This window comes from Meridianimarinicoccus marinus, from assembly GCF_040689105.1.
Classification (GTDB): Bacteria; Pseudomonadota; Alphaproteobacteria; order Rhodobacterales; family Rhodobacteraceae; genus Meridianimarinicoccus; species Meridianimarinicoccus marinus.
In genome coordinates, this window is record NZ_JBFBVU010000005.1 from 53,862 (window position 1) to 71,545 (window position 17,684).

Annotated in this window: 17 protein-coding genes and 1 tRNA gene; 9 read left to right on the forward strand and 9 right to left on the reverse strand. The window is 64.1% G+C overall.

Features of this window, described 5'->3' with window-relative positions; genetic code table 11:
• Positions 1–33: 33 nt before the first annotated feature.
• Entirely contained in the window at positions 34–1,257 is a 1,224-nt protein-coding gene (locus AB0T83_RS05905; RefSeq protein WP_366192121.1) for a sigma-54-dependent transcriptional regulator, read from the reverse strand.
• Complete coding sequence (locus AB0T83_RS05910; protein ID WP_366192122.1) at positions 1,254–3,074, reverse strand: sensor histidine kinase; 1,821 nt, start codon at positions 3,072–3,074, stop codon at positions 1,254–1,256. The genes AB0T83_RS05905 and AB0T83_RS05910 overlap by 4 nt, the downstream gene beginning before the upstream one ends.
• A 92-nt stretch (positions 3,075–3,166) precedes the next feature.
• Here AB0T83_RS05910 and AB0T83_RS05915 point away from each other — a divergent pair, with 92 nt between their 5' ends.
• Complete coding sequence (locus tag AB0T83_RS05915) at positions 3,167–4,342, forward strand: cytochrome P450 (protein ID WP_366192123.1); 1,176 nt, start codon at positions 3,167–3,169, stop codon at positions 4,340–4,342.
• On the opposite strand, the gene AB0T83_RS05920 is transcribed toward AB0T83_RS05915, so the two are convergent.
• Positions 4,315–4,809, reverse strand: coding sequence for an Lrp/AsnC family transcriptional regulator (locus AB0T83_RS05920; protein ID WP_366192124.1), 495 nt, complete (start codon positions 4,807–4,809; stop codon positions 4,315–4,317). The two genes, AB0T83_RS05915 and AB0T83_RS05920, sit on opposite strands and share 28 nt — an antisense overlap.
• 294 nt (positions 4,810–5,103) lie before the next feature.
• Here AB0T83_RS05920 and AB0T83_RS05925 point away from each other — a divergent pair, with 294 nt between their 5' ends.
• The 6 genes from AB0T83_RS05925 to infC all read left to right on the forward strand — a co-directional run bounded on the left by AB0T83_RS05925 (position 5,104) and on the right by infC (position 9,981).
• Positions 5,104–5,412: a DUF2849 domain-containing protein gene (locus AB0T83_RS05925; protein WP_366192125.1), complete on the forward strand. Its 309-nt coding sequence runs from the start codon at positions 5,104–5,106 to the stop codon at positions 5,410–5,412.
• A 23-nt stretch (positions 5,413–5,435) separates the two neighbouring features.
• On the forward strand, positions 5,436–7,112 hold the full coding sequence (locus tag AB0T83_RS05930; RefSeq protein ID WP_366192126.1) for a nitrite/sulfite reductase: 1,677 nt from the start codon (positions 5,436–5,438) through the stop codon (positions 7,110–7,112).
• Positions 7,075–7,857: a phosphoadenylyl-sulfate reductase gene (locus tag AB0T83_RS05935; protein ID WP_435891144.1), complete on the forward strand. Its 783-nt coding sequence runs from the start codon at positions 7,075–7,077 to the stop codon at positions 7,855–7,857. The genes AB0T83_RS05930 and AB0T83_RS05935 overlap by 38 nt, the downstream gene beginning before the upstream one ends.
• The gene (locus AB0T83_RS05940; RefSeq protein WP_366192128.1) at positions 7,854–8,273 is read left to right on the forward strand and encodes a DUF934 domain-containing protein; all 420 of its coding nucleotides are present in this window, start codon (positions 7,854–7,856) and stop codon (positions 8,271–8,273) included. The genes AB0T83_RS05935 and AB0T83_RS05940 overlap by 4 nt, the downstream gene beginning before the upstream one ends.
• A 67-nt stretch (positions 8,274–8,340) precedes the next feature.
• Positions 8,341–9,180, forward strand: coding sequence for a ferredoxin--NADP reductase (locus tag AB0T83_RS05945; RefSeq protein WP_366192129.1), 840 nt, complete (start codon positions 8,341–8,343; stop codon positions 9,178–9,180).
• Positions 9,181–9,435: 255 nt separating this feature from the next.
• On the forward strand, positions 9,436–9,981 hold the full coding sequence (infC, locus tag AB0T83_RS05950) for a translation initiation factor IF-3 (protein WP_366192236.1): 546 nt from the start codon (positions 9,436–9,438) through the stop codon (positions 9,979–9,981).
• Positions 9,982–10,055: 74 nt separating this feature from the next.
• On the opposite strand, the gene rnd is transcribed toward infC, so the two are convergent.
• The 3 genes from rnd to purM form a co-directional block, all read right to left on the reverse strand.
• Complete coding sequence (gene rnd, locus AB0T83_RS05955; RefSeq protein WP_366192130.1) at positions 10,056–11,213, reverse strand: ribonuclease D; 1,158 nt, start codon at positions 11,211–11,213, stop codon at positions 10,056–10,058.
• Between the two features lie 95 nt (positions 11,214–11,308).
• Positions 11,309–11,914 carry a phosphoribosylglycinamide formyltransferase gene (gene purN / locus AB0T83_RS05960; protein WP_366192131.1) on the reverse strand — a complete coding sequence of 202 codons (606 nt, stop codon included), beginning with the start codon at positions 11,912–11,914 and terminating at the stop codon, positions 11,309–11,311.
• The gene (gene purM / locus AB0T83_RS05965) at positions 11,911–12,960 is read right to left on the reverse strand and encodes a phosphoribosylformylglycinamidine cyclo-ligase (protein WP_366192132.1); all 1,050 of its coding nucleotides are present in this window, start codon (positions 12,958–12,960) and stop codon (positions 11,911–11,913) included. Before purM ends, purN begins: the two co-directional genes overlap by 4 nt.
• Before the next feature lie 131 nt (positions 12,961–13,091).
• On the opposite strand from purM, the gene AB0T83_RS05970 reads away from it, so the two are divergent.
• Positions 13,092–13,168 (forward strand) — tRNA-Ile (locus AB0T83_RS05970).
• Between the two features lie 33 nt (positions 13,169–13,201).
• Here AB0T83_RS05970 and AB0T83_RS05975 read toward each other — a convergent pair.
• Both AB0T83_RS05975 and AB0T83_RS05980 read right to left on the reverse strand, forming a co-directional pair.
• Positions 13,202–13,450, reverse strand: a complete 249-nt coding sequence (locus AB0T83_RS05975) for a hypothetical protein (RefSeq protein ID WP_366192133.1) — start codon at positions 13,448–13,450, stop codon at positions 13,202–13,204.
• 35 nt (positions 13,451–13,485) lie between these two features.
• On the reverse strand, positions 13,486–15,339 hold the full coding sequence (locus AB0T83_RS05980; protein ID WP_366192134.1) for a Na/Pi cotransporter family protein: 1,854 nt from the start codon (positions 15,337–15,339) through the stop codon (positions 13,486–13,488).
• 272 nt (positions 15,340–15,611) lie between these two features.
• On the opposite strand from AB0T83_RS05980, the gene AB0T83_RS05985 reads away from it, so the two are divergent.
• Complete coding sequence (locus AB0T83_RS05985; protein WP_366192135.1) at positions 15,612–16,415, forward strand: hypothetical protein; 804 nt, start codon at positions 15,612–15,614, stop codon at positions 16,413–16,415.
• Positions 16,416–16,451: 36 nt separating this feature from the next.
• Here the strand turns inward: AB0T83_RS05985 and nqrF are convergent, their stop codons facing one another.
• On the reverse strand, positions 16,452–17,672 hold the full coding sequence (gene nqrF, locus AB0T83_RS05990) for an NADH:ubiquinone reductase (Na(+)-transporting) subunit F (RefSeq protein ID WP_366192136.1): 1,221 nt from the start codon (positions 17,670–17,672) through the stop codon (positions 16,452–16,454).
• Positions 17,673–17,684: the final 12 nt, after the last annotated feature.

Below are 17,684 nucleotides of genomic sequence, written 5' to 3' on the forward strand. Positions count from 1 at the left end.
GGGGCATGTCCGCGCCGGGGGCGCGACGCCCTGCTATCGGAAATCCTCGGGCTTTAGTCCATGGCGCGAAAGCTTGTCGTAGAAGGTTTTTCGCGGCAGGCGCAGATCCTTGGCCGCTTCCGAAGCATTGCCGCGCGCCCGCGTCAGCGCATCCACCAGGAACGAGCGTTCCACCCGTGCCATGCGCTCGGCCAGCCCTTCGCCCTCGGCCTCGTCCTGATCGGTCAGGCCGAGAGCAAAGCGCATCGCCGCGTTCATCAGCGCGCGGGCATTGCCGGGCCAGTCCTGCGCCATCAGGCGGGCGATGTGGTCGGGCGTGACCTGCGGCTCCTCCAGCGCGGCCTGTTCGCAGGCATTGGCGACATAGTGGCGAAACAGCACCGGGATATCCTCGGGCCGGTCGCGCAGCGCCGGGATGCGCACCTGCACCGCGCCAAGCTTCAGACCCAGATCCGGATCGAACCGGCCCTCGGCGGCGACCGAGGCAAGGTCGCGATAGGTCCCGGCCAGCACCCGCGCCCGGCCCGTTTCCTCAAGCTTCTCGCGCAGGACGTATTGCGACTCGGGCGGCAGGGCGGCGATCTCGTCCAGAAACAGGCTGCCCTGCCCGGCCTCGGCCAGCGCCGCCAACAGCATGTCGGGACCCAACCCCGCCGAGGCGCGTTTTTCGAAGGGATGGCGCGCGCGCGGCGACAACAGATGCGTGACTTCGGCCACCTTGGGCGTGCCGGTGCCCGGATCGCCGGTCACCAGAACATCCACCGGTTTGGCCGCCACGTTGCGCACGGCGTTGCGCAGCGCCTCGGCCTGTTTCGAGATGCCGAAGATCATCCGCGTGGCCGCGTCGCCTTCGGTCGCCCGCGCTTTCAGGGCACGGTTTTCCAGCACCAGCGCCCGCAGCCGCAAGGCCCGTTCCAGCACGGCGATCAGGGTCTTGGGGGCACAGGGCTTTTCCAGAAAGTCGAAGGCCCCTTCCGACATGGCCCGCACCGCCATGGGGATGTCGCCCTCACCGGTCAACAGGATCACCGGCAGATCCTTGTCCTGCTTCTGGGCATAGTCCAGCAGATGGAAGCCATCGCGCCCCGGCATCCGGATGTCGGACAGGATCACCCCGTCGAAGCCGCGGCTGATGTGATCCTTGGCGACCACGAAACTGCCCGCGCTGATGGCATTGTAGCCGCCCAGTTCCAGGGTCTGGGCCAGCGCCTCGCGCACGGGGGCGTCGTCTTCGACCAGCAACACGCGTCGGCTCATGCGGCGCTCCTTTCTGCCACGCGCGGCAGGCGCACGGTGAAGATGGCGCCGCCGTCGGGATGGTTTTCTCCCTCGATATCACCGCCGAAGCTTTGCACCAGCCCATAAGAGATCGACAGCCCCAGACCCATGGAGTCCTGTGCCACCGATTTGGTGGAATAGAAAGGATCGAAGATCTTTTCGGGCTGGTCCAGCCCCGGCCCGGTGTCGCGCACCGCAACCACCACCTGCGCGTCGCCCTCCGGCGCGATGGTAATCTCCAACCGTTTGTCGGGCTGACCCTCCATAGCGTCGGCGGCATTGGACACGAGGTTCATCACCACCTGCTGTAGCCGCACGCTGCCCGCCCGCACGATGAAGGTCTGTTCGGGCGGTTGCCAAAGCACCTCGACCCCGGCGCGGGCCAGGCGCGCGGCGCTGATTTCCAGCGCCGCATCCACCACCGCAACGGGATCGACGTTGCTGAGCGGCGCATCCTCCTGCCGGGCGAAGGCACGCAGGTTCTTGATGATCCGTCCCATGCGGCGCGCCAGTTCCGAGATCTTGCCAAGATTGGCCGCCGCCACCTCGGTCTTGCCCATCTCGATGAACTGGGTGCCGTTTTCGGCAAAGGTCTGGATCGCCATCAGCGGCTGGTTCAACTCGTGACTGATGCCCGCCGACATTTCCCCCAGCGCCGACAGTTTGCCCGCCTGCACCAGACTGGCCTGCGTGCGGCGCAATTCCTCTTCAACCCGGATGCGGTCATCGACCTCGCTGCGCAAGGCCCGGTTGGTGCGCGACAACTCCACGGTACGTTCGGCCACCCGGCGTTCGAGCATTTCTTGTGCCGCGGCCTGATCCGACAGCCGCTTGTTGATGCGCCGACGCCGGTTCAGCAGGTACAGGCCGAGGGCGAAGGCGGTCACATACAGGCCGACCGCCAGTAGTGCTTGCAACAACGCCAGCCGCCGCGCCGGGGCGGCATTGGCCAGACCCTCGGCCACGAAGCCGATCACCGGCAAATCCTTGGAAATATGTATCGCTGTTTCAGGTACATAGGGGCCAGAGTTGATGTTCCAGACCTCGAACTCCCCGACCATGCGGCTGCGGTAGTCCGGAAAAGGTTTCAGGTGATCGGGGTCATAGCTGGCCGACAACGCGCGCGGCAGCGGCACCGACAGGTCGCGGGTCAGCACCAACTCGCTGCGGGACGACAGGAAGACCACGCCCAATTCGTCGCGGAACATGACCACCGGGGCGTCGCCGCGCCACTCGGCCTCGGTGCTTTCGATGTCGGCCACCACCACCACCGCGCCCAGCGGCGGCCCGCCCACCCCGTGCACCGGCGCCGCGACCGAGAAACTGCGGCGGCTCTCGCCCGGCAGGACCGAATGGTAAGTTCCCAACGCCCCGCTCATGGCCCGCTGGAAGTAGCTTTGGTCGACGTGATCGATCCGTGCGGCCGCTTGCGGGTGGGCGGCGGCCTGAATGCGCCCCAACTGATCCAGCAGGATGATGTTGTAGACCCCGGTCTTGTCGGCCACCGACAGCAGCAGCGCCCCCGCATCGGCGGACAGCTCGGACGAGGCCGCATCCCCGGCCCGCAGCCGTGCCGCCAGTGTCGGGTGATCCGAGATCAGCACCGCCAGTTCCTGAAATCGCTGCAATTGCCCGATGAAGCGACCCGAGGCCAGGGCCAGATCCGCCTCGCCCCGTTCCGCGACCCCGCGCAGGGCGGCCTCGTAGGACAGCCACCAGACGCTCAGCCCCGTGGCCGCGCCGCCCAGTAGGAACAGCACGAAGATCACGATGCGCGTCAGAGACTTCGGTTTCATGGACCGCCCCAAGTGTGGTTGCCAAAGGGAAGCAGGACTTGCGCCCCGCCGCAAGGCCCAGCAAACAGGACGGCAGCCAGACCGGAGGCCCGATGCACAGCTTTTCCCAATCGCCCCGCGATCCCGATTTCGTGCAGAATCCCTATGCGTTCTATGACCGGGCCCGCGCCACCGGATCGGCGATCTGGTGGGACGACTACGAAATGCCAGCGCTGCTGAGCCACGACAGCGTCATGGCGGCGCTGAAGCATCCCGATCTTGCGCGGGTACCGCCCGATGGCCTGCCGGGCTTTGCGCCGCATCTGGATGATTTCGCCGCCGTCGAACGGCACTCCCTGCTCAGCCTCGAAGGCCCGGCCCATGCCCGCCTGCGCAAGCTGGTGCTGCGCGCCTTCACCACCGGGCGCATCCGGGGCATGGCGCCCGAGATCACCGCCCTGTGTCACGATCTGATCGACCGTTTCCCGGACCAGCCCTTTGACCTGATGGCGACCTATTGCAGCCAGGTGCCGGTGATCGTGATTGCCCGGCTTCTGGGCATTGATCCGGCCCATCGCGGCCAGCTTCTGGACTGGTCGCATGCCATGGTGGCCATGTATCAGGCCCGTGTCGACCGCGTGGCCGAGGACGCGGCCAATACCGCCACGGCGGAGTTCTCAGCTTGGCTGCGGGACGTACTGGCCGGGAAATCCGCGCAGCCTGATGGCGGGTTGCTGAGCGCGCTTTGCGCAGCGCAGGATGCCGACCATCTGAGCGCCGACGAAATCGTCGCCCTGTCCATCCTGCTGCTGAACGCCGGGCACGAGGCCACGGTCAGCGCCCTGGGCAACGCCGTGACGACGTTGTTGGCCACCGGCCAACCGGGCGTCTGGACGCGGCCCGAGACCTCGGAAGCCATGGTCGAGGAATGCTTGCGCATCGATCCGCCCCTGCACATCTTCACCCGCTATGCCCAGTGCCCGGTCGAGATCGGCGGCGCGACCCTGGCGCCGGGCGATGAGATCGCCTGCGTGCTGGGCGCGGCAAATCGCGACCCGGCGGCCTATGACGCCCCGGCCGAATTTCGCCCCGGCCGGAAAGGGCCGCTTCTGACCAGCTTTGGCGCCGGGGTGCATTTCTGTCTGGGGGCGCCGCTGGCCCGGCTGGAAATGCGCATCGCGCTGGAGGTGCTGTTTGCCCGCTGTCCCAAGTTGACCCTGGCCGCGCTACCGCGCTACGCCGACAGCTATCACTTCCACGGCTACCCGTCGCTGCTGGTCTCGGTCTGAGCCGGCCACACCGGCAAGGCCGTGGTGTCCTTGATCCGCTCCATCGACAGCAGGGCGGTGACGTTGAAGATTTTCACCTCGGAGATCAGCGCCTGATAGAACACGTCATAGGCGCGGGCGTTGGCGACCTGCACCTTGAGGATATAGTCGATGTCCCCGGCCAGCCGATGCGCTTCCATCACCTCGGGGCGCGCGCGCAGGGTGGCCAGGAACTTCTGCTGCCAGTCGGCCTCATGCTCGGACGTGCGGATCAGGACGAAGAAACAGGCTTCAAGCCCCAGGGCGTCAGGGTCCAGGATCGCGGTGGTCTTGCCGATCACCCCGGCCTCGCGCAATTTGCGGATGCGGTTCCACACCGGGGTCTTGGACGACCCCACACGGCGGGCAATTTCATCCAGCGTGCGCGACGCATCCTCTTGCAGTTCGGCAAGAATTTTCCGATCAAGCTCATCCAGACGGACCGACATTCTGCACACCCTCATTTTCCGAACCAATGGTCCATGGATCGCAGGATCAAAGGACACACGTTCTTATTATCCGCGATATCTATCCAAAACCAAGAACATTATTCTATATTGCACCGCAGAAACCCTTGAACCCGGACGCCAGATGCATCATTGCCCGATCCCAGAGCCTGCCCAGACGCGCCGTGCGCTGCACGGTCGGGCCGCGCCGTCGGGACGATGTTGCCCGATCCGCCCCGATTATTGCACAGGCCTCCGCGCCGCAAAGTTGAAGATTACTCAGAAGGACATGATCCAATGAGCCGCAAGTTTACCCCCAAGGTCGTCACCGCCAATGATCTGCGCGATGGCGACGTGGTCTATCTGACAGCTGATGACCGCTGGAGCCGCGACCACGCCGAGGCCGAACTGATCGAGGACGAGGCCCATGCCGAGATCCGCCTGATCGAGGCCTCGCGTCAGGGCGACATCATCGTCGGCGCCTATCTGGCCGATGCCCGCCCCGGCGCCAAGGGTCCCGAGCCTGTGCACTTCCGCGAAGTGTTCCGCGCCAAGGGTCCGTCCAACTATCGCCACGGCAAGCAGGCTTCCGAAGCCCGCGCCTGAGCCACCGTCCAGGAGAGTCCCAGATGTATACCTACAACGAGTTCGACGAAGCCTTCGTGCGCTCCCGGGTGGCCCAGTTCCGCGGACAGGTGGAACGCCGCCTTGACGGATCGCTGACCGAAGATGAATTCCGCCCGCTGCGCCTGATGAACGGCCTGTACCTGCAACTGCACGCCTACATGCTGCGGGTCGCCATTCCCTACGGCACGCTGGACAGCGCCAAGATGCGCCAGCTGGCCTATCTGGCCGACACCTATGACAAGGGCTATGGCCATTTCACCACCCGCCAGAACATTCAGTACAACTGGCCCAAGCTGGGCGATGTGCCGGACATGCTGTCGGCGCTGGCCGATGTGGAAATGCACGCCATCCAGACCAGCGGCAACACCATCCGCAACGTGACCTCAGACCATTTCGCCGGCGCTGCCGCCGACGAGATCGCCGACCCGCGCCCGGTGGCCGAGCTGCTGCGGCAGTGGTCCACCGACCACCCGGAATTCCAGTTCCTGCCGCGCAAGTTCAAGATCGCCATCACCGGCAGCCCCACCGACCGCGCCGTCACCAAGGCCCATGACATCGGGCTGCGCATGGTGCGCAATGACGCCGGCGAAGCGGGTTTCGAAGTGATCGTCGGTGGCGGTCTGGGCCGCACCCCGATGGTCGGCAAGGTGATCCGGGACTTCCTGCCGCAAGCCGACCTGCTGCCCTATTGCGAGGCCATCGTCAGCGTCTACAACCTGCTGGGCCGCCGCGATAACAAGTACAAGGCGCGCATCAAGATCACCGTCCATGAAAACGGTCTGGACAAGATCCGCGAGTTGGTCGAGGCCCGTTTCGCCGAGATCCGCCCGGCCTTCTCGGGCGTCGATCAAAAGCATCTGGCGGCGATCGAAGCACAATTCGCGGCCCCCGCGTTCAAGCAGGCCGAAACCGAGGCTTTCGACAAGGCCTACGACGCCGACCCGGTGTTCCGGTCCTGGGCCGATACCAACCTGACCGCGCATAAGGCCGAAGGCTATGCCATCGTCACCGTGTCGCTGAAGGCCCACGGCGAAACGCCGGGCGACGCGACCTCGGACCAGATGCGCCTGCTGGCCGATCTGGCCAAGCAATACGCCCATGACGAGTTGCGCATCAGCCACGAACAGAACGTGGTGCTGCCGCACGTGCACAAGTCCGACCTGCCCGCCCTGCACGCCGCCCTGCGCGGCGCCGGTCTGGGCACCGCCAATGTCGGGCTGGCTTCGGACATCATCGCCTGCCCCGGCATGGATTACTGCGCGCTGGCCACAGCCCGCTCGATCCCGGTTGCGCAGAAGATCGCCGAACGCGTGGACGCGCTGAAGATCGAACACGAAGTGGGCGCGCTGAAGATCAAGATCTCGGGCTGCATCAACGCCTGCGGCCATCACCATGTGGGCCACATCGGCATTCTGGGTCTGGACCGCGCCGGTGTCGAAAACTACCAGATCACGCTGGGCGGCGACGGCACCGAGACCGCCGCCATCGGCACCCGCACCGGCCCCGGTTTCGCCTATGACGAGATCGTCCCGGCCATCGAACGCCTGCTGCTGGCCTATCTGGAAGAGCGGGAATCCCCCGAGGAAACCTTCCTGGAGACCTACAACCGCACTGGCATGGCGCCCTTCAAGACTGCGCTATATGGCGAGGAACAAGGGGGACGGGCGCGTGCCGCTTGAAGCCCCCCTCGCCCCGGTGGCCGAACGCGTCGCGCATCTGAACCGACGCTACAAGCACCACTCGGCCACCGCCGTGCTGGAGCGCGCCCTGTCCGACCCGCAGGTCGGGCGCGTGGCCATGGTCTCCAGCTTCGGCGCGGAATCGGTGGCGCTGCTGCATCTGGTGGCGGTGATCGACCGCACCACGCCGGTGCTGTTCATCGACACGATGATGCTGTTTCCCGAAACGCTGGAGTATCAGCGCGAGGTGGCTGAAAAGCTGGGCCTGACCGATCTGCGCATCATCCGCGCGCGGGCCGTCGACCTGGCCACCCATGACCGCGACAACACCCTGCACACGCGCGATACCGACGCCTGCTGCGACCTGCGCAAGACCCAGCCGCTGGAAAACGCGCTGGACGGGTTCGACGCCTGGATCACCGGGCGCAAGCGGTTTCAGTCCGGCACCCGCGCGGCGCTGGACTTCTTCGAGGCCGACGGCGATACGCGGCTGAAGATCAATCCGCTGGCCCATTGGGCGCCCGGTGATGTGCAGGACTACATGATCAACAACCGCCTGCCCCGGCATCCGCTGGTGGCGCGGGGCTATCCCTCGATCGGCTGCGCCCCCTGCACCAGCCCGGTCAAACCCGGCGAGGATCCCCGTTCGGGGCGCTGGCGCGGTGAGCAAAAGGAAGAATGCGGGATCCATATCGTGGACGGCAAGTTCGTCCGGGGCCCCCTGAAGGAAGGAAACGTCGCATGAGCGTGATCGTCACCGACACCGGCTTTGCCGGCGAAGACTGGACCCATGGCTTTGTCGCCGCCGCCGATCTGGAAGACCGGCATGCGGCCGCCTCCCTGGCCGTGGACCTGTCCAGCGATGCCAACCCCGAAGAGCTGCGTCCGCATCTGGCCACCATCGACCTGATCCGGGTGGATTTTCCCAGCTTCGCCGATGGCCGGGGCTTCACCCTGGCGAGGCGTCTGCGCAACATGGGGTTTGCGGGCCGTCTGCGCGCCAGGGGCCATGTGCTGGCCGATCAATACGCCATGGCTCGCCGGTCCGGGTTCGACGAGGTCGAGATCGACGACGCGCTGGCCGAACGCCAGCCGGCAGACCAATGGGCTTTCCGCGCCGACTGGACCGCCCACGACTATCAGTCGCGCCTGCGCGCCTGATCCGCCCTAGGAAACATATCGCAAAACGGTTATGGGAGAGCCGGGCCATTGCCCGGCTTCGACAGTAATGAATGAACAGACCAAAGTGACCGACGCCACACCGATCAAAACCCTGCCCGACGCCCAGACCGTTCTGGATGTGGAGCATTACACCGACCGTCTGTTCCGCTTCCGCGTGACCCGGCCGCCGACCCTGCGCTTCCGCTCGGGCGAATTCGTGATGATCGGCCTGATGGGCGATCCCGACCCCAAGACCGGCCGCCAGAAGCCGCTGCTGCGCGCCTATTCCATCGCCTCGCCGTCCTGGGATGACGAGCTGGAGTTCTATTCGATCAAGGTGCAGGACGGCCCGCTGACCTCGAAGCTGCAACACATCAAGAAGGGTGACGAGATCATCCTGCGGCCCAAGCCCGTGGGCACGCTGGTGCATGATGCGTTGCTGCCCGGCAAGCGGCTGTGGTTCTTCTCGACAGGCACCGGCTTTGCGCCTTTCGCCTCGCTGCTGCGCGATCCGCAGACCTATGAGGACTATGACCAGGTCATCGTCACTCATACCTGCCGCGAAGCCGCCGAATTGACCTATTCGAAGAACCTGATCCAGCATCTGCACGAAGACGAAATGATGCAGGAACTTCTGGGCGACGGTCTGAAAAAGCTGGTCTACTATCCGACCACCACCCGCGAGGACAGCCCCAAGATGGGCCGGATCACCGACCTGCTGGAAAACGGCACACTGTTCAAGGATCTCGGCATCGACGGCATCTCGGCAGAGACCGATCGCGCCATGGTCTGCGGCTCGATGGGCCTGAACCTGGACATCAAGCGCATCCTTGAGGGCCACGGCCTGCGCGAGGGCGCCAATTCCGAACCCGCCGAATACGTGGTCGAAAAGGCCTTCGTCGGCTGATCCAGGCCACAATTCACGACCTCAGGGGCGTCCCGGCGGGGCGCCCCTTTCCGTGTCCCGACGATTCGCGCAGGGCTTGAACAGCCCCCCTCAGGGCTGGGCGACAGCCTGCGTCGGGGTTTTCCGCCACGCCCGCACCAGAAAGCTGCCAGACCCCGTGTTTCCCAAGGGGTTCGGGCCAAAATGATCCTTGCGTCATTGGGGCTTGGGACGTAATCTGCGACCTCGCATTTGAGCTGTTGAAGGAACAACAAAATAGCCCGCAGACCCCACAACGCCCCGCCGCAACGTGACACTGGCCCCCGCGTAAACGACCGCATCCGTGCAGCCGAAATACGACTGATCGGAGCCGAAGGTGAGAACGTGGGCCTGACCACACCCACGCGCGGGATGGAACTGGCCGCCCGTGCCGGTCTGGATCTGGTCGAGATCTCCCCCAATGCCACGCCGCCGGTCTGCAAGATTATGGATTTCGGCAAGTTCAAATATGAACAGCAGAAACGTGAGAGCGAAGCGCGCAAGAAGCAGAAGGTGATCGAGGTCAAGGAAGTCAAATTCCGTCCCAACACCGACACGCACGACTATGACGTGAAAATGCGCAACGTCTTCAAGTTTCTGGAAAACGGCGACAAGGTGAAAATCACCCTGCGCTTCCGGGGCCGCGAAATGGCGCACCAGAACCTTGGCCGTGAACTGCTGCATCGCGTGGCCGAAGACGTCAAGGAATTGGGCAAGGTCGAAAACATGCCCAAGATGGAAGGCCGCCAGATGGTCATGATGATCGGGCCGCTGCCCAAGTGATCCTGGCCCCCTGACCAGACAGGAAAGCCCGGCAATCGCCGGGCTTTTTCATGTGTAGGACAATGTCGCGGGCGTCAGAGCGCGATGATTTTCACTGTGGTGCCCTTGGCCGTCAGCGCGATCTTCTCGTCGCACAGCAGCATTGCATCCTTGCCGAAAACCTCGTTGCGCCAGCCACGCAGAGCGCCCACGTCGCGCTCGCCCGCGGCGATCAGGTCCAGGTCGGATGTGGTCGCGATCATCTTCTGGGCCACGCCCGCAGCCTCGGACTTGGCCTTCAGCAGAACCCGCAGAAGATCGGCCACCGCCGGGTTGACCAGCAGCTTTTCGCGCGACCGATCGGGCTTGGGGGCGTCCTCAGGGGCCATCTCCAACCCCTTCTTCACCGCCGCGATGATCCCTTCGGAAATCGGCCCCTTGCGGGCATCGCGCAGCAGCAGCCGCAGTTTCGAGAGATCGCCCGGCGACTGCGGTTTGGCCGAAGCCAGTTCCACAAGCGCGTCATCCTTGAACACCCGGTTGCGCGGCACGTTGTTGGTCTGTGCATAGGTTTCGCGGAATTCGGCCAGCGCCTGCACGATGGCCATGAACCGCCCCGAGGTGGTGCGCGTCTTGACCCTGCGCCAGGCCTCGGACGGCTGGATTTCATAGGTTTCGGGCTGGGTCAGCGTGGTGATTTCTTCAGTCACCCAGGCCTCGCGGCCCTTCTTCTTCAGTTGCGCGGCCAGTTCCTCGTAGATCACCCGCAGATGGGTGACATCGGCCAGGGCATAGGTCTTCTGGGCCTCTGACAGGGGCCGGCGGCTCCAGTCGGTGAAGCGCGAGGACTTGTCTACCGAGTCCCGCGCAATCTTCTTGACCAGCGTCTCATAGCCGACCTGCTCGCCGAAGCCGCAGACCATGGCCGCGACCTGTGTGTCGAACAGCGGATCGGGGAACACCTTGCCGTCGAACCAGAAGATTTCCAGATCCTGCCGCGCCGCGTGGAACACCTTGACCACCGAGGTGTCGCGAAACAGATCGTACAGCGGGTCCAGCGAAAGTTCCTTCGACAACGGATCCACCAGAACCGCGTTCTCGTCGCCCTCGCCCGGATAGGCCAGTTGCACGAGGCACAGCTGGGAATAATAGGTCCGTTCGCGAAGGAACTCGGTGTCGATGGTGACATATGGGTGCTGCGCGGCTTCCTTGCAGAAGTCGGCCAGCTCTTGCGTCGTCAGAAGTGTTCTCATTACTGGCAGTCTGGTCCCTGGTTACAGACCCGCCAGCATAGTGCGTCATTGCACAATGGCAATGCGTCACGCTTGCGCCGGTAACCATTGGCCGCTCAGGCGTCGGCGGTCGTCAGCAGGATCGGGGTGCGGTCGCCGGTGGCATAGCGGCGCAGGACCGCCGGATAGAGCCGATGTTCCAGCGGCAGAACGCGGGCCGCCAGCGTGTCGGGGGTGTCACCGGACAGGATCGGCAGGCGCGCCTGCCCCAGGATCGGGCCGCCGTCGAGTTCTGCGGTGACCTCATGCACCGAACAGCCGTGCTCGGTATCGCCGGCCTCCAGCGCGCGCGCATGGGTGTGCAGACCCTTGTACTTGGGCAGCAGCGAAGGATGGATGTTCAGCATCCGCCCGGCCCAATGCCCGACGAAATAGGGCGTCAGCACACGCATGAAACCGGCCAGGCAGACCAGATCGGCCTCGGAGGCCTCGATCGCGGCGATCAACTCGGCCTCGAAACCCTCGCGGTTGGAGCCATAGGGCTTGTGATCCACTACTGCCGTGGTGACCCCCAGATCGGCCGCCTTGAGCAAGCCGCCCGCATCAGGCCGGTTCGACAACACCAGCGAGGGCCGCGCCGGATGATCGCCGGTCATGGACCGGACCAGCGACACCATGTTGGAGCCGCCGCCCGAAATCAGGATGGCAACCTTTCGGGTCACGCCAGCGTCCCGGTATAGCGCACACCCGTACCCGCCACGACATGGCCCAGCCGGGAGACGGCTTCGCCCGCACCGGTCAGCACCGCTTGCAGAGTCTCTGCCTGATCCTTGTCCACCACCAGAACCATGCCGATCCCGGCGTTGAAGGTCTTCAGGATCTCGGAAATCTCGATCCGTCCTTCGGCGGCCAGCCAGGCAAAGATGTCCGGCAGGGTCCAGGACGACAGGTCAACCTCGGCCCCCAGCCCGTCGGGAAGCACCCGCGGCAGGTTCTCGGTCAGGCCGCCGCCGGTGATATGGGCCAGCCCATGCACACCGCCCGAGTGGATCGCGGCCAGCGCCGGCTGCACATACAGGCGCGTCGGCGCCAGCAGCGCCTCGCCCAGCGACAGGTCGGGAGCAAAGGGGGCGGGATCGTCCCAGCCCAGCCCGGCGCGTTCCACGATGGCGCGCACCAGCGAATAGCCGTTGGAATGCACCCCATCCGAGGCCAGCCCCAGCAACACGTCGCCCTCGGCCACACCCGCAGGCAGGCTCTGGCCGCGCTCCATGGCGCCCACGGCAAAGCCCGCAAGGTCGAAATCGCCCGCCGCATACATGCCCGGCATCTCGGCGGTCTCGCCGCCGATCAGCGCCGCACCCGAGCCCTTGCAGCCCGCCGCGATGCCTTCGATGATGGTGGCCGCCGCATCGGTGTCCAGCTTGCCGGAGGCGAAATAGTCCAGGAAGAACAGCGGCTCGGCCCCCTGGCACACCAGGTCGTTGACGCACATCGCCACAAGATCGATGCCGATGGTGTCGACCATCCCGGTGTCGATGGCGATCCGCAGCTTGGTGCCCACCCCGTCGGTGGCCGCCACCAGCACCGGGTCGGAATAGCCCGCGGCCTTGAGGTCGAACAACGCGCCGAAGCCGCCCAGCCCCGCCATCACGCCGGGGCGGTTGGTGGCCTTGGCGGCGGGCTTGATCCGTTCGACCAGCGCGTTTCCGGCGTCAATATCCACACCAGCCTGCGCATAGGTCAGGGCCTCTTTGCCAGCGCTCATATCCGTGATCCTTTCAAGGCGTTTTCTGCGCCTGCCCGTACCGCAACGGGACCGAAAAGGAAAGCCACAGACCGCCCCCGCGCACCGCTTGACGCGGCATCGCCATCTGCTAGGGATAGCCTCGCCATTGGGGGCCTGTAGCTCAATTGGTTAGAGCAGAGCGCTCATAACGCTTTGGTTGCGGGTTCAAGTCCTGCCGGGCCTACCATCGACACCGCACCGCCGATGGCCGTGCCAGATGTCAGGTGACTTCCTTCAACAACCATTCGGCCCGCTCGATATGCTTGCGGGCGACACGCAGCTTGCGCTTCAACCGGTCCTTGTCATGCGTGCCGTGGGCATGATCCAGCTTGTCCGTCAGATCGGCTTCCTTGCGGCGCAGACGATCCAGAACATGTTCAACGTGTTGCGGCTTGATCTTGTCCGCCTTGCCCTGTTTGACGCGGTCGCGATAGTCTTCGACCCGTCCGGCAAGTTTCTTGAGCCCCATGATCTTTCTCCCGACCAGAACTCCCCGCTGACAGTCTAGCCGGGTTCTGTGACAGTTTTGTTGGTCCCGTCGCCCTCATCCTGCGACAAGGTATCGTCTGTATCGGACTCGTCCAGTTCGTCGTCTTCCAGAACCAGCAGCCCCTCGACCTCGGCCAGGGCGGAATCCTGTTCGGCATACAGACCCTGCGCCACGGCAATCAACTCGCGCATGGCGTCATAGGCGTAGGTCGAATCGTTCAGGAAGGACGTGGCCGCCAGCGGCGCCAATTGCCGGCTGCGGATCAGCGCGTCGACGCGAAGGGTGCGCGAGCGCGCGTCCTCCTCGATCTCGGCACGCTCCTGATCCAGCCAGAGCGAGCTTCGCTCGCCCGGCTCCGATTTGGCCAGCGCGTCGATTTCCACCAGAATCCGGGCGATCTCGGCCCGCAAACCGTCGTAGATCGTGGTCACGGTGCCCTGAGGGTGAGTGGTGTAGCGGTCGATGTTCTTGTGCAGATGTTTGACCGATTTGACTGCGGCGACGATGCTGTTGGCCGCCTCGCGCAGCAACTGGATCTTGTCGGTCATTGCCGGGTTGGTGTTGTCCTCGCCCGCGCGCGAGGCATAGTCGACGATGGCCGCATGCAGGGTCTTGATCCGGCGCTCGTAATCCAATGCCAGGTCCAGATCGACCTGGGTGCGGTTGTCGCGCACCACGGCCTCAAGGTCCTTGTTGGCGAACACCTCGTCCCGCGGCAGGTTCAGCCCCTTCAGGATCAGCGACACGGCATTGTCGTACAGGTGGATGATCTCGTTGCGCAGGGCGGGTTCCAGGGTCTGCGGGAACTCCGCCACCGAGGCGTTCAGGAAATGCGGCTGGCTGACGCCGGGCATCTTGTCCGAAATGCGGTGCTCCAGGAACCGCACAAGTTGGTGCAGCAGCGGCAGCGTCATCGCCACGCCCATGACATTGAAGATCGTGTGGAACACCGCCAATTTCAGCGCGTAGTCATCTTCGGCGATCCCGACCAGCCCCGCGATGGCATCGACCACTTCGCGCAGGGGTACAATCAGAGCCAGTGCGACGATGGCCGTGGTGACGTTGAAGATCAGATGCGCCAGTGCCAGGCGTTGCCCCTGGTAATTGGCCCCCAGCGCCCCCAGCACCGCCGTGATCGTGGTACCGATGTTGGAGCCGATGGCCAGCGCCAGGGCATTGTCATAGGTAATCTGCCCCGCCGACAGGGCCGTCAGGATCAGCACCATGGTGGCATGGCTGGACTGCATCACCACGGTCGCCGCCGTGCCCACCAACGTATAGACCGCCAACCCCAGCACCCCGGCCAGCGCGAATTTCGACAGGTCGATCTGGGCGCTGACCGCGTCGAAGCCCTCTTTCATGTAGTGGATGCCGAGAAACAGGAACCCCATGCCGGCCAGCACATAGCCGCCCCCGCGCAGCAGCTTGTTCTTCTGGAACACCAGCACGATGCTGATCGCCAGCATCGGCATCGCATAGGCCGAGATATTGACCTTCAGCCCAAGTCCCGCCACCAGCCAGGCGCCGGTGGTGGTGCCGATATTGGCGCCCAGGATGATCCCCACCCCGCCGATCAGCGAGATCAGCCCGGCGCTGAGGAAGGAAATCGTCAGCACCGACACCAGCGAGCTGGATTGCAGCAGGGTGGTCGAGACGATGCCGAACAGCAGCGCCCGTGGCGTGGATCTGGTCGCCCCGGCCAGCATCCGTTCCAGCATACCACCGCCAAGCGCCTTGAAGCCGTCCTCCAGCATCATCATGCCGAACAGGAAGATCGCCACGCCTGCGGCGATGGTCTGAACGTCCGAGCTTTGCCAGAAAGCGAAGATCAGGACCAGAAGGGCGACCGGCAGGAACAGGCGTTTCACGATTTAACCTTTTGCCCAGGGCAACAGAGTTACAGCCAGCATAGCATCGGCTTGGGGCCGCAAGCCACCCCGGCGCCAATAGGCCACAGTCCGGCCCAAAGGCCCGCTACGCTGATGATGGACCGGCGTGCCGAACGCCCACCCTGGAACGCGCCATTGCACGGCACTGCAACATCGTACCTCCGGTTGTGGTATGCTTGTCGGACCAAGCAACAGGCCCGATTGAATGCGCAAAAGCTTGTGGGGGAAAAATCATGTCAAAACACCAAACCGTGCTCGCTGTGCTGGCCGTGACGTGGCTGTGCACAACAATGGCCTTCGCCGACAATCACAACATTGAAATTGATGCCGAAGTGCCGACAGAAGCCGGTAAAGGCGCAAACGGAACCGTACTGATCGAGTTTCGCTACCTAAAGAAACGCTACAAGGGGACGGCGCCAATCGATACCGGCATGACCAAGGCTGAAAAGGCCAAGGCCGTGAAAGACGCCATCGACGCCGCAAAGAGGTTTCCGTCGGGAACCAAACCGGTGGGCGTGACCGCCACGATCAACGGCGACAAGGTCGAAATGCATGCACCGGGCGCAAAGATCCTGAAGTTCAAATCCATCAAGCTCAAAGAATCCGATACGATGACCCAGATCAGCCGCGATCTGTTCGGCAAAGAGACCAAGCGGCAGAAGTTGAGCTATCGGTTTACCGAGAATGTGGTGACAGGTTATCTGGCAAGCGTCGGGTTCACCAGTTATCTGGGGTCGATCAGCCATTCAATTTCGCTGACGCCGGGCACCACCGGGGCGCAGGCGACGGCGCTGTTCGAGAACTATTTCAGTACAAATACAGGTGTTCTGGCGGCGCTCGGGCTGGAGACTGTCACCACGTCATCGGGCCACGGTGTCGTAAAAACCCTGTCGCCCTACCCGTATGACACGCCGCTGTCGATCTCGGGGGATGCCGAAGGTCTGGAACTGGGGGTGTCGGAAGTTCCCCTGCCCGCGCCCGCCGCGCTTCTTCTGACCGCACTGATCGGCTTGGGGGTGTTGCGCCGACACCGCCATGCCCAGGCCGCCGAATAAAGAAAAAGGCGCTCCGATCCGGAGCGCCTTTGATGTTCAACCGCCGAAATCGTCCAGCATGATGTCTTCGCGATCCACACCCAGATCCAGCAGCATGTTGATGACCGACTGGTTCATGATGGGCGGACCGCACATGTAGTATTCGCAATCTTCGGGCGCCGGATGGTTCTTGAGATACTCGTCGAACAGAACGTTGTGGATGAAGCCGGTGTAGCCCGTCCATTCGTCCTCGGGCAGCGCGTCCGACAGGGCCACATGCCATTCGAAGTTCGGGTTCTCGGCTGCCAGACCGTCGAAATCCTCCACATAGAACATCTCGCGCTTGGACCGCGCGCCATACCAGAAGCTGATCTTGCGCTTGGTCTTGAGACGCTTGAGCTGGTCGAAGATATGGCTGCGCATCGGCGCCATGCCGGCGCCGCCGCCCACGAAGATCATTTCCTTCTCGGTGTCGCGGGCGAAGAATTCGCCGAACGGACCCGAGATGGTGACCTCGTCGCCGGGTTTCAGGTTGAAGATATAGGACGACATCTTGCCCGCCGGAATGCCGGTGGAGCCCGGCGGCGGCGAGGCGATCCGGACGTTGAGCATGATGATGCCCTCTTCCTCCGGATAGTTGGCCATCGAATAGGCGCGCTCGACCGTCTCGTTGACCTTCGAGGTCACGTCCCAGATCTTGAACCGGTCCCAGTCGGGATGGTATTCCTCGGCGACGTCGAATTCCTTGTACGACAGCTCGTAGGGCGGGCATTCGATCTGGATGTAGCCCCCGGCGCGGAAGTTGACATGTTCGCCGCTGGGCAGTTCCAGCACCAATTCCTTGATGAAGGTCGCGACGTTGTCGTTGGACCGCACCTTGCAGCGCCATTTCTTGACGCCGAAGACCTCTTCGGGAACCTCGATGTCCATGTCCTGCTTGACCGCCACCTGGCACGACAGGCGGTCGCCGCAGGCGGCCTCGCGCTTGGTGATATGGCCTTCTTCCGTGGGCAGGATCGACCCGCCTCCGGAATGCACCTTCACCCGGCACTGGGCACAGGTGCCACCGCCGCCGCAGGCCGAGGGGACGAACAGCTTTTCCGCCGCCAGGGTCTGCAGCAGCTTGCCGCCCGAGGGCACGGAAATGGTCTTTTCACCGTTGATGGTGATGTTGACGTTGCCACTGGACACCAGCCGCGACCGGGCGAACAGGATGACCGACACCAGCCCCAGCACGATGATGGTGAACAGGAAAACGCCGAGAGTAAACGTTGCCATCTGCGCCGCTCC

What these genes read in the sequence shown, in the direction of transcription:
- AB0T83_RS05905 (WP_366192121.1), bottom strand. Translation starts at nt 1,257, where the DNA reads ATGAGCCGACGCGTGTTGCTGGTCGAAGACGACGCCCCCGTGCGCGAG.
- AB0T83_RS05910 (WP_366192122.1), bottom strand. Translation starts at nt 3,074, where the DNA reads ATGAAACCGAAGTCTCTGACGCGCATCGTGATCTTCGTGCTGTTCCTA.
- AB0T83_RS05915 (WP_366192123.1), top strand. Translation starts at nt 3,167, where the DNA reads ATGCACAGCTTTTCCCAATCGCCCCGCGATCCCGATTTCGTGCAGAAT.
- AB0T83_RS05920 (WP_366192124.1), bottom strand. Translation starts at nt 4,809, where the DNA reads ATGTCGGTCCGTCTGGATGAGCTTGATCGGAAAATTCTTGCCGAACTG.
- AB0T83_RS05925 (WP_366192125.1), top strand. Translation starts at nt 5,104, where the DNA reads ATGAGCCGCAAGTTTACCCCCAAGGTCGTCACCGCCAATGATCTGCGC.
- AB0T83_RS05930 (WP_366192126.1), top strand. Translation starts at nt 5,436, where the DNA reads ATGTATACCTACAACGAGTTCGACGAAGCCTTCGTGCGCTCCCGGGTG.
- AB0T83_RS05935 (WP_435891144.1), top strand. Translation starts at nt 7,075, where the DNA reads ATGGCGAGGAACAAGGGGGACGGGCGCGTGCCGCTTGAAGCCCCCCTC.
- AB0T83_RS05940 (WP_366192128.1), top strand. Translation starts at nt 7,854, where the DNA reads ATGAGCGTGATCGTCACCGACACCGGCTTTGCCGGCGAAGACTGGACC.
- AB0T83_RS05945 (WP_366192129.1), top strand. Translation starts at nt 8,341, where the DNA reads ATGAATGAACAGACCAAAGTGACCGACGCCACACCGATCAAAACCCTG.
- rnd (WP_366192130.1), bottom strand. Translation starts at nt 11,213, where the DNA reads ATGAGAACACTTCTGACGACGCAAGAGCTGGCCGACTTCTGCAAGGAA.
- purM (WP_366192132.1), bottom strand. Translation starts at nt 12,960, where the DNA reads ATGAGCGCTGGCAAAGAGGCCCTGACCTATGCGCAGGCTGGTGTGGAT.
- AB0T83_RS05975 (WP_366192133.1), bottom strand. Translation starts at nt 13,450, where the DNA reads ATGGGGCTCAAGAAACTTGCCGGACGGGTCGAAGACTATCGCGACCGC.
- nqrF (WP_366192136.1), bottom strand. Translation starts at nt 17,672, where the DNA reads ATGGCAACGTTTACTCTCGGCGTTTTCCTGTTCACCATCATCGTGCTG.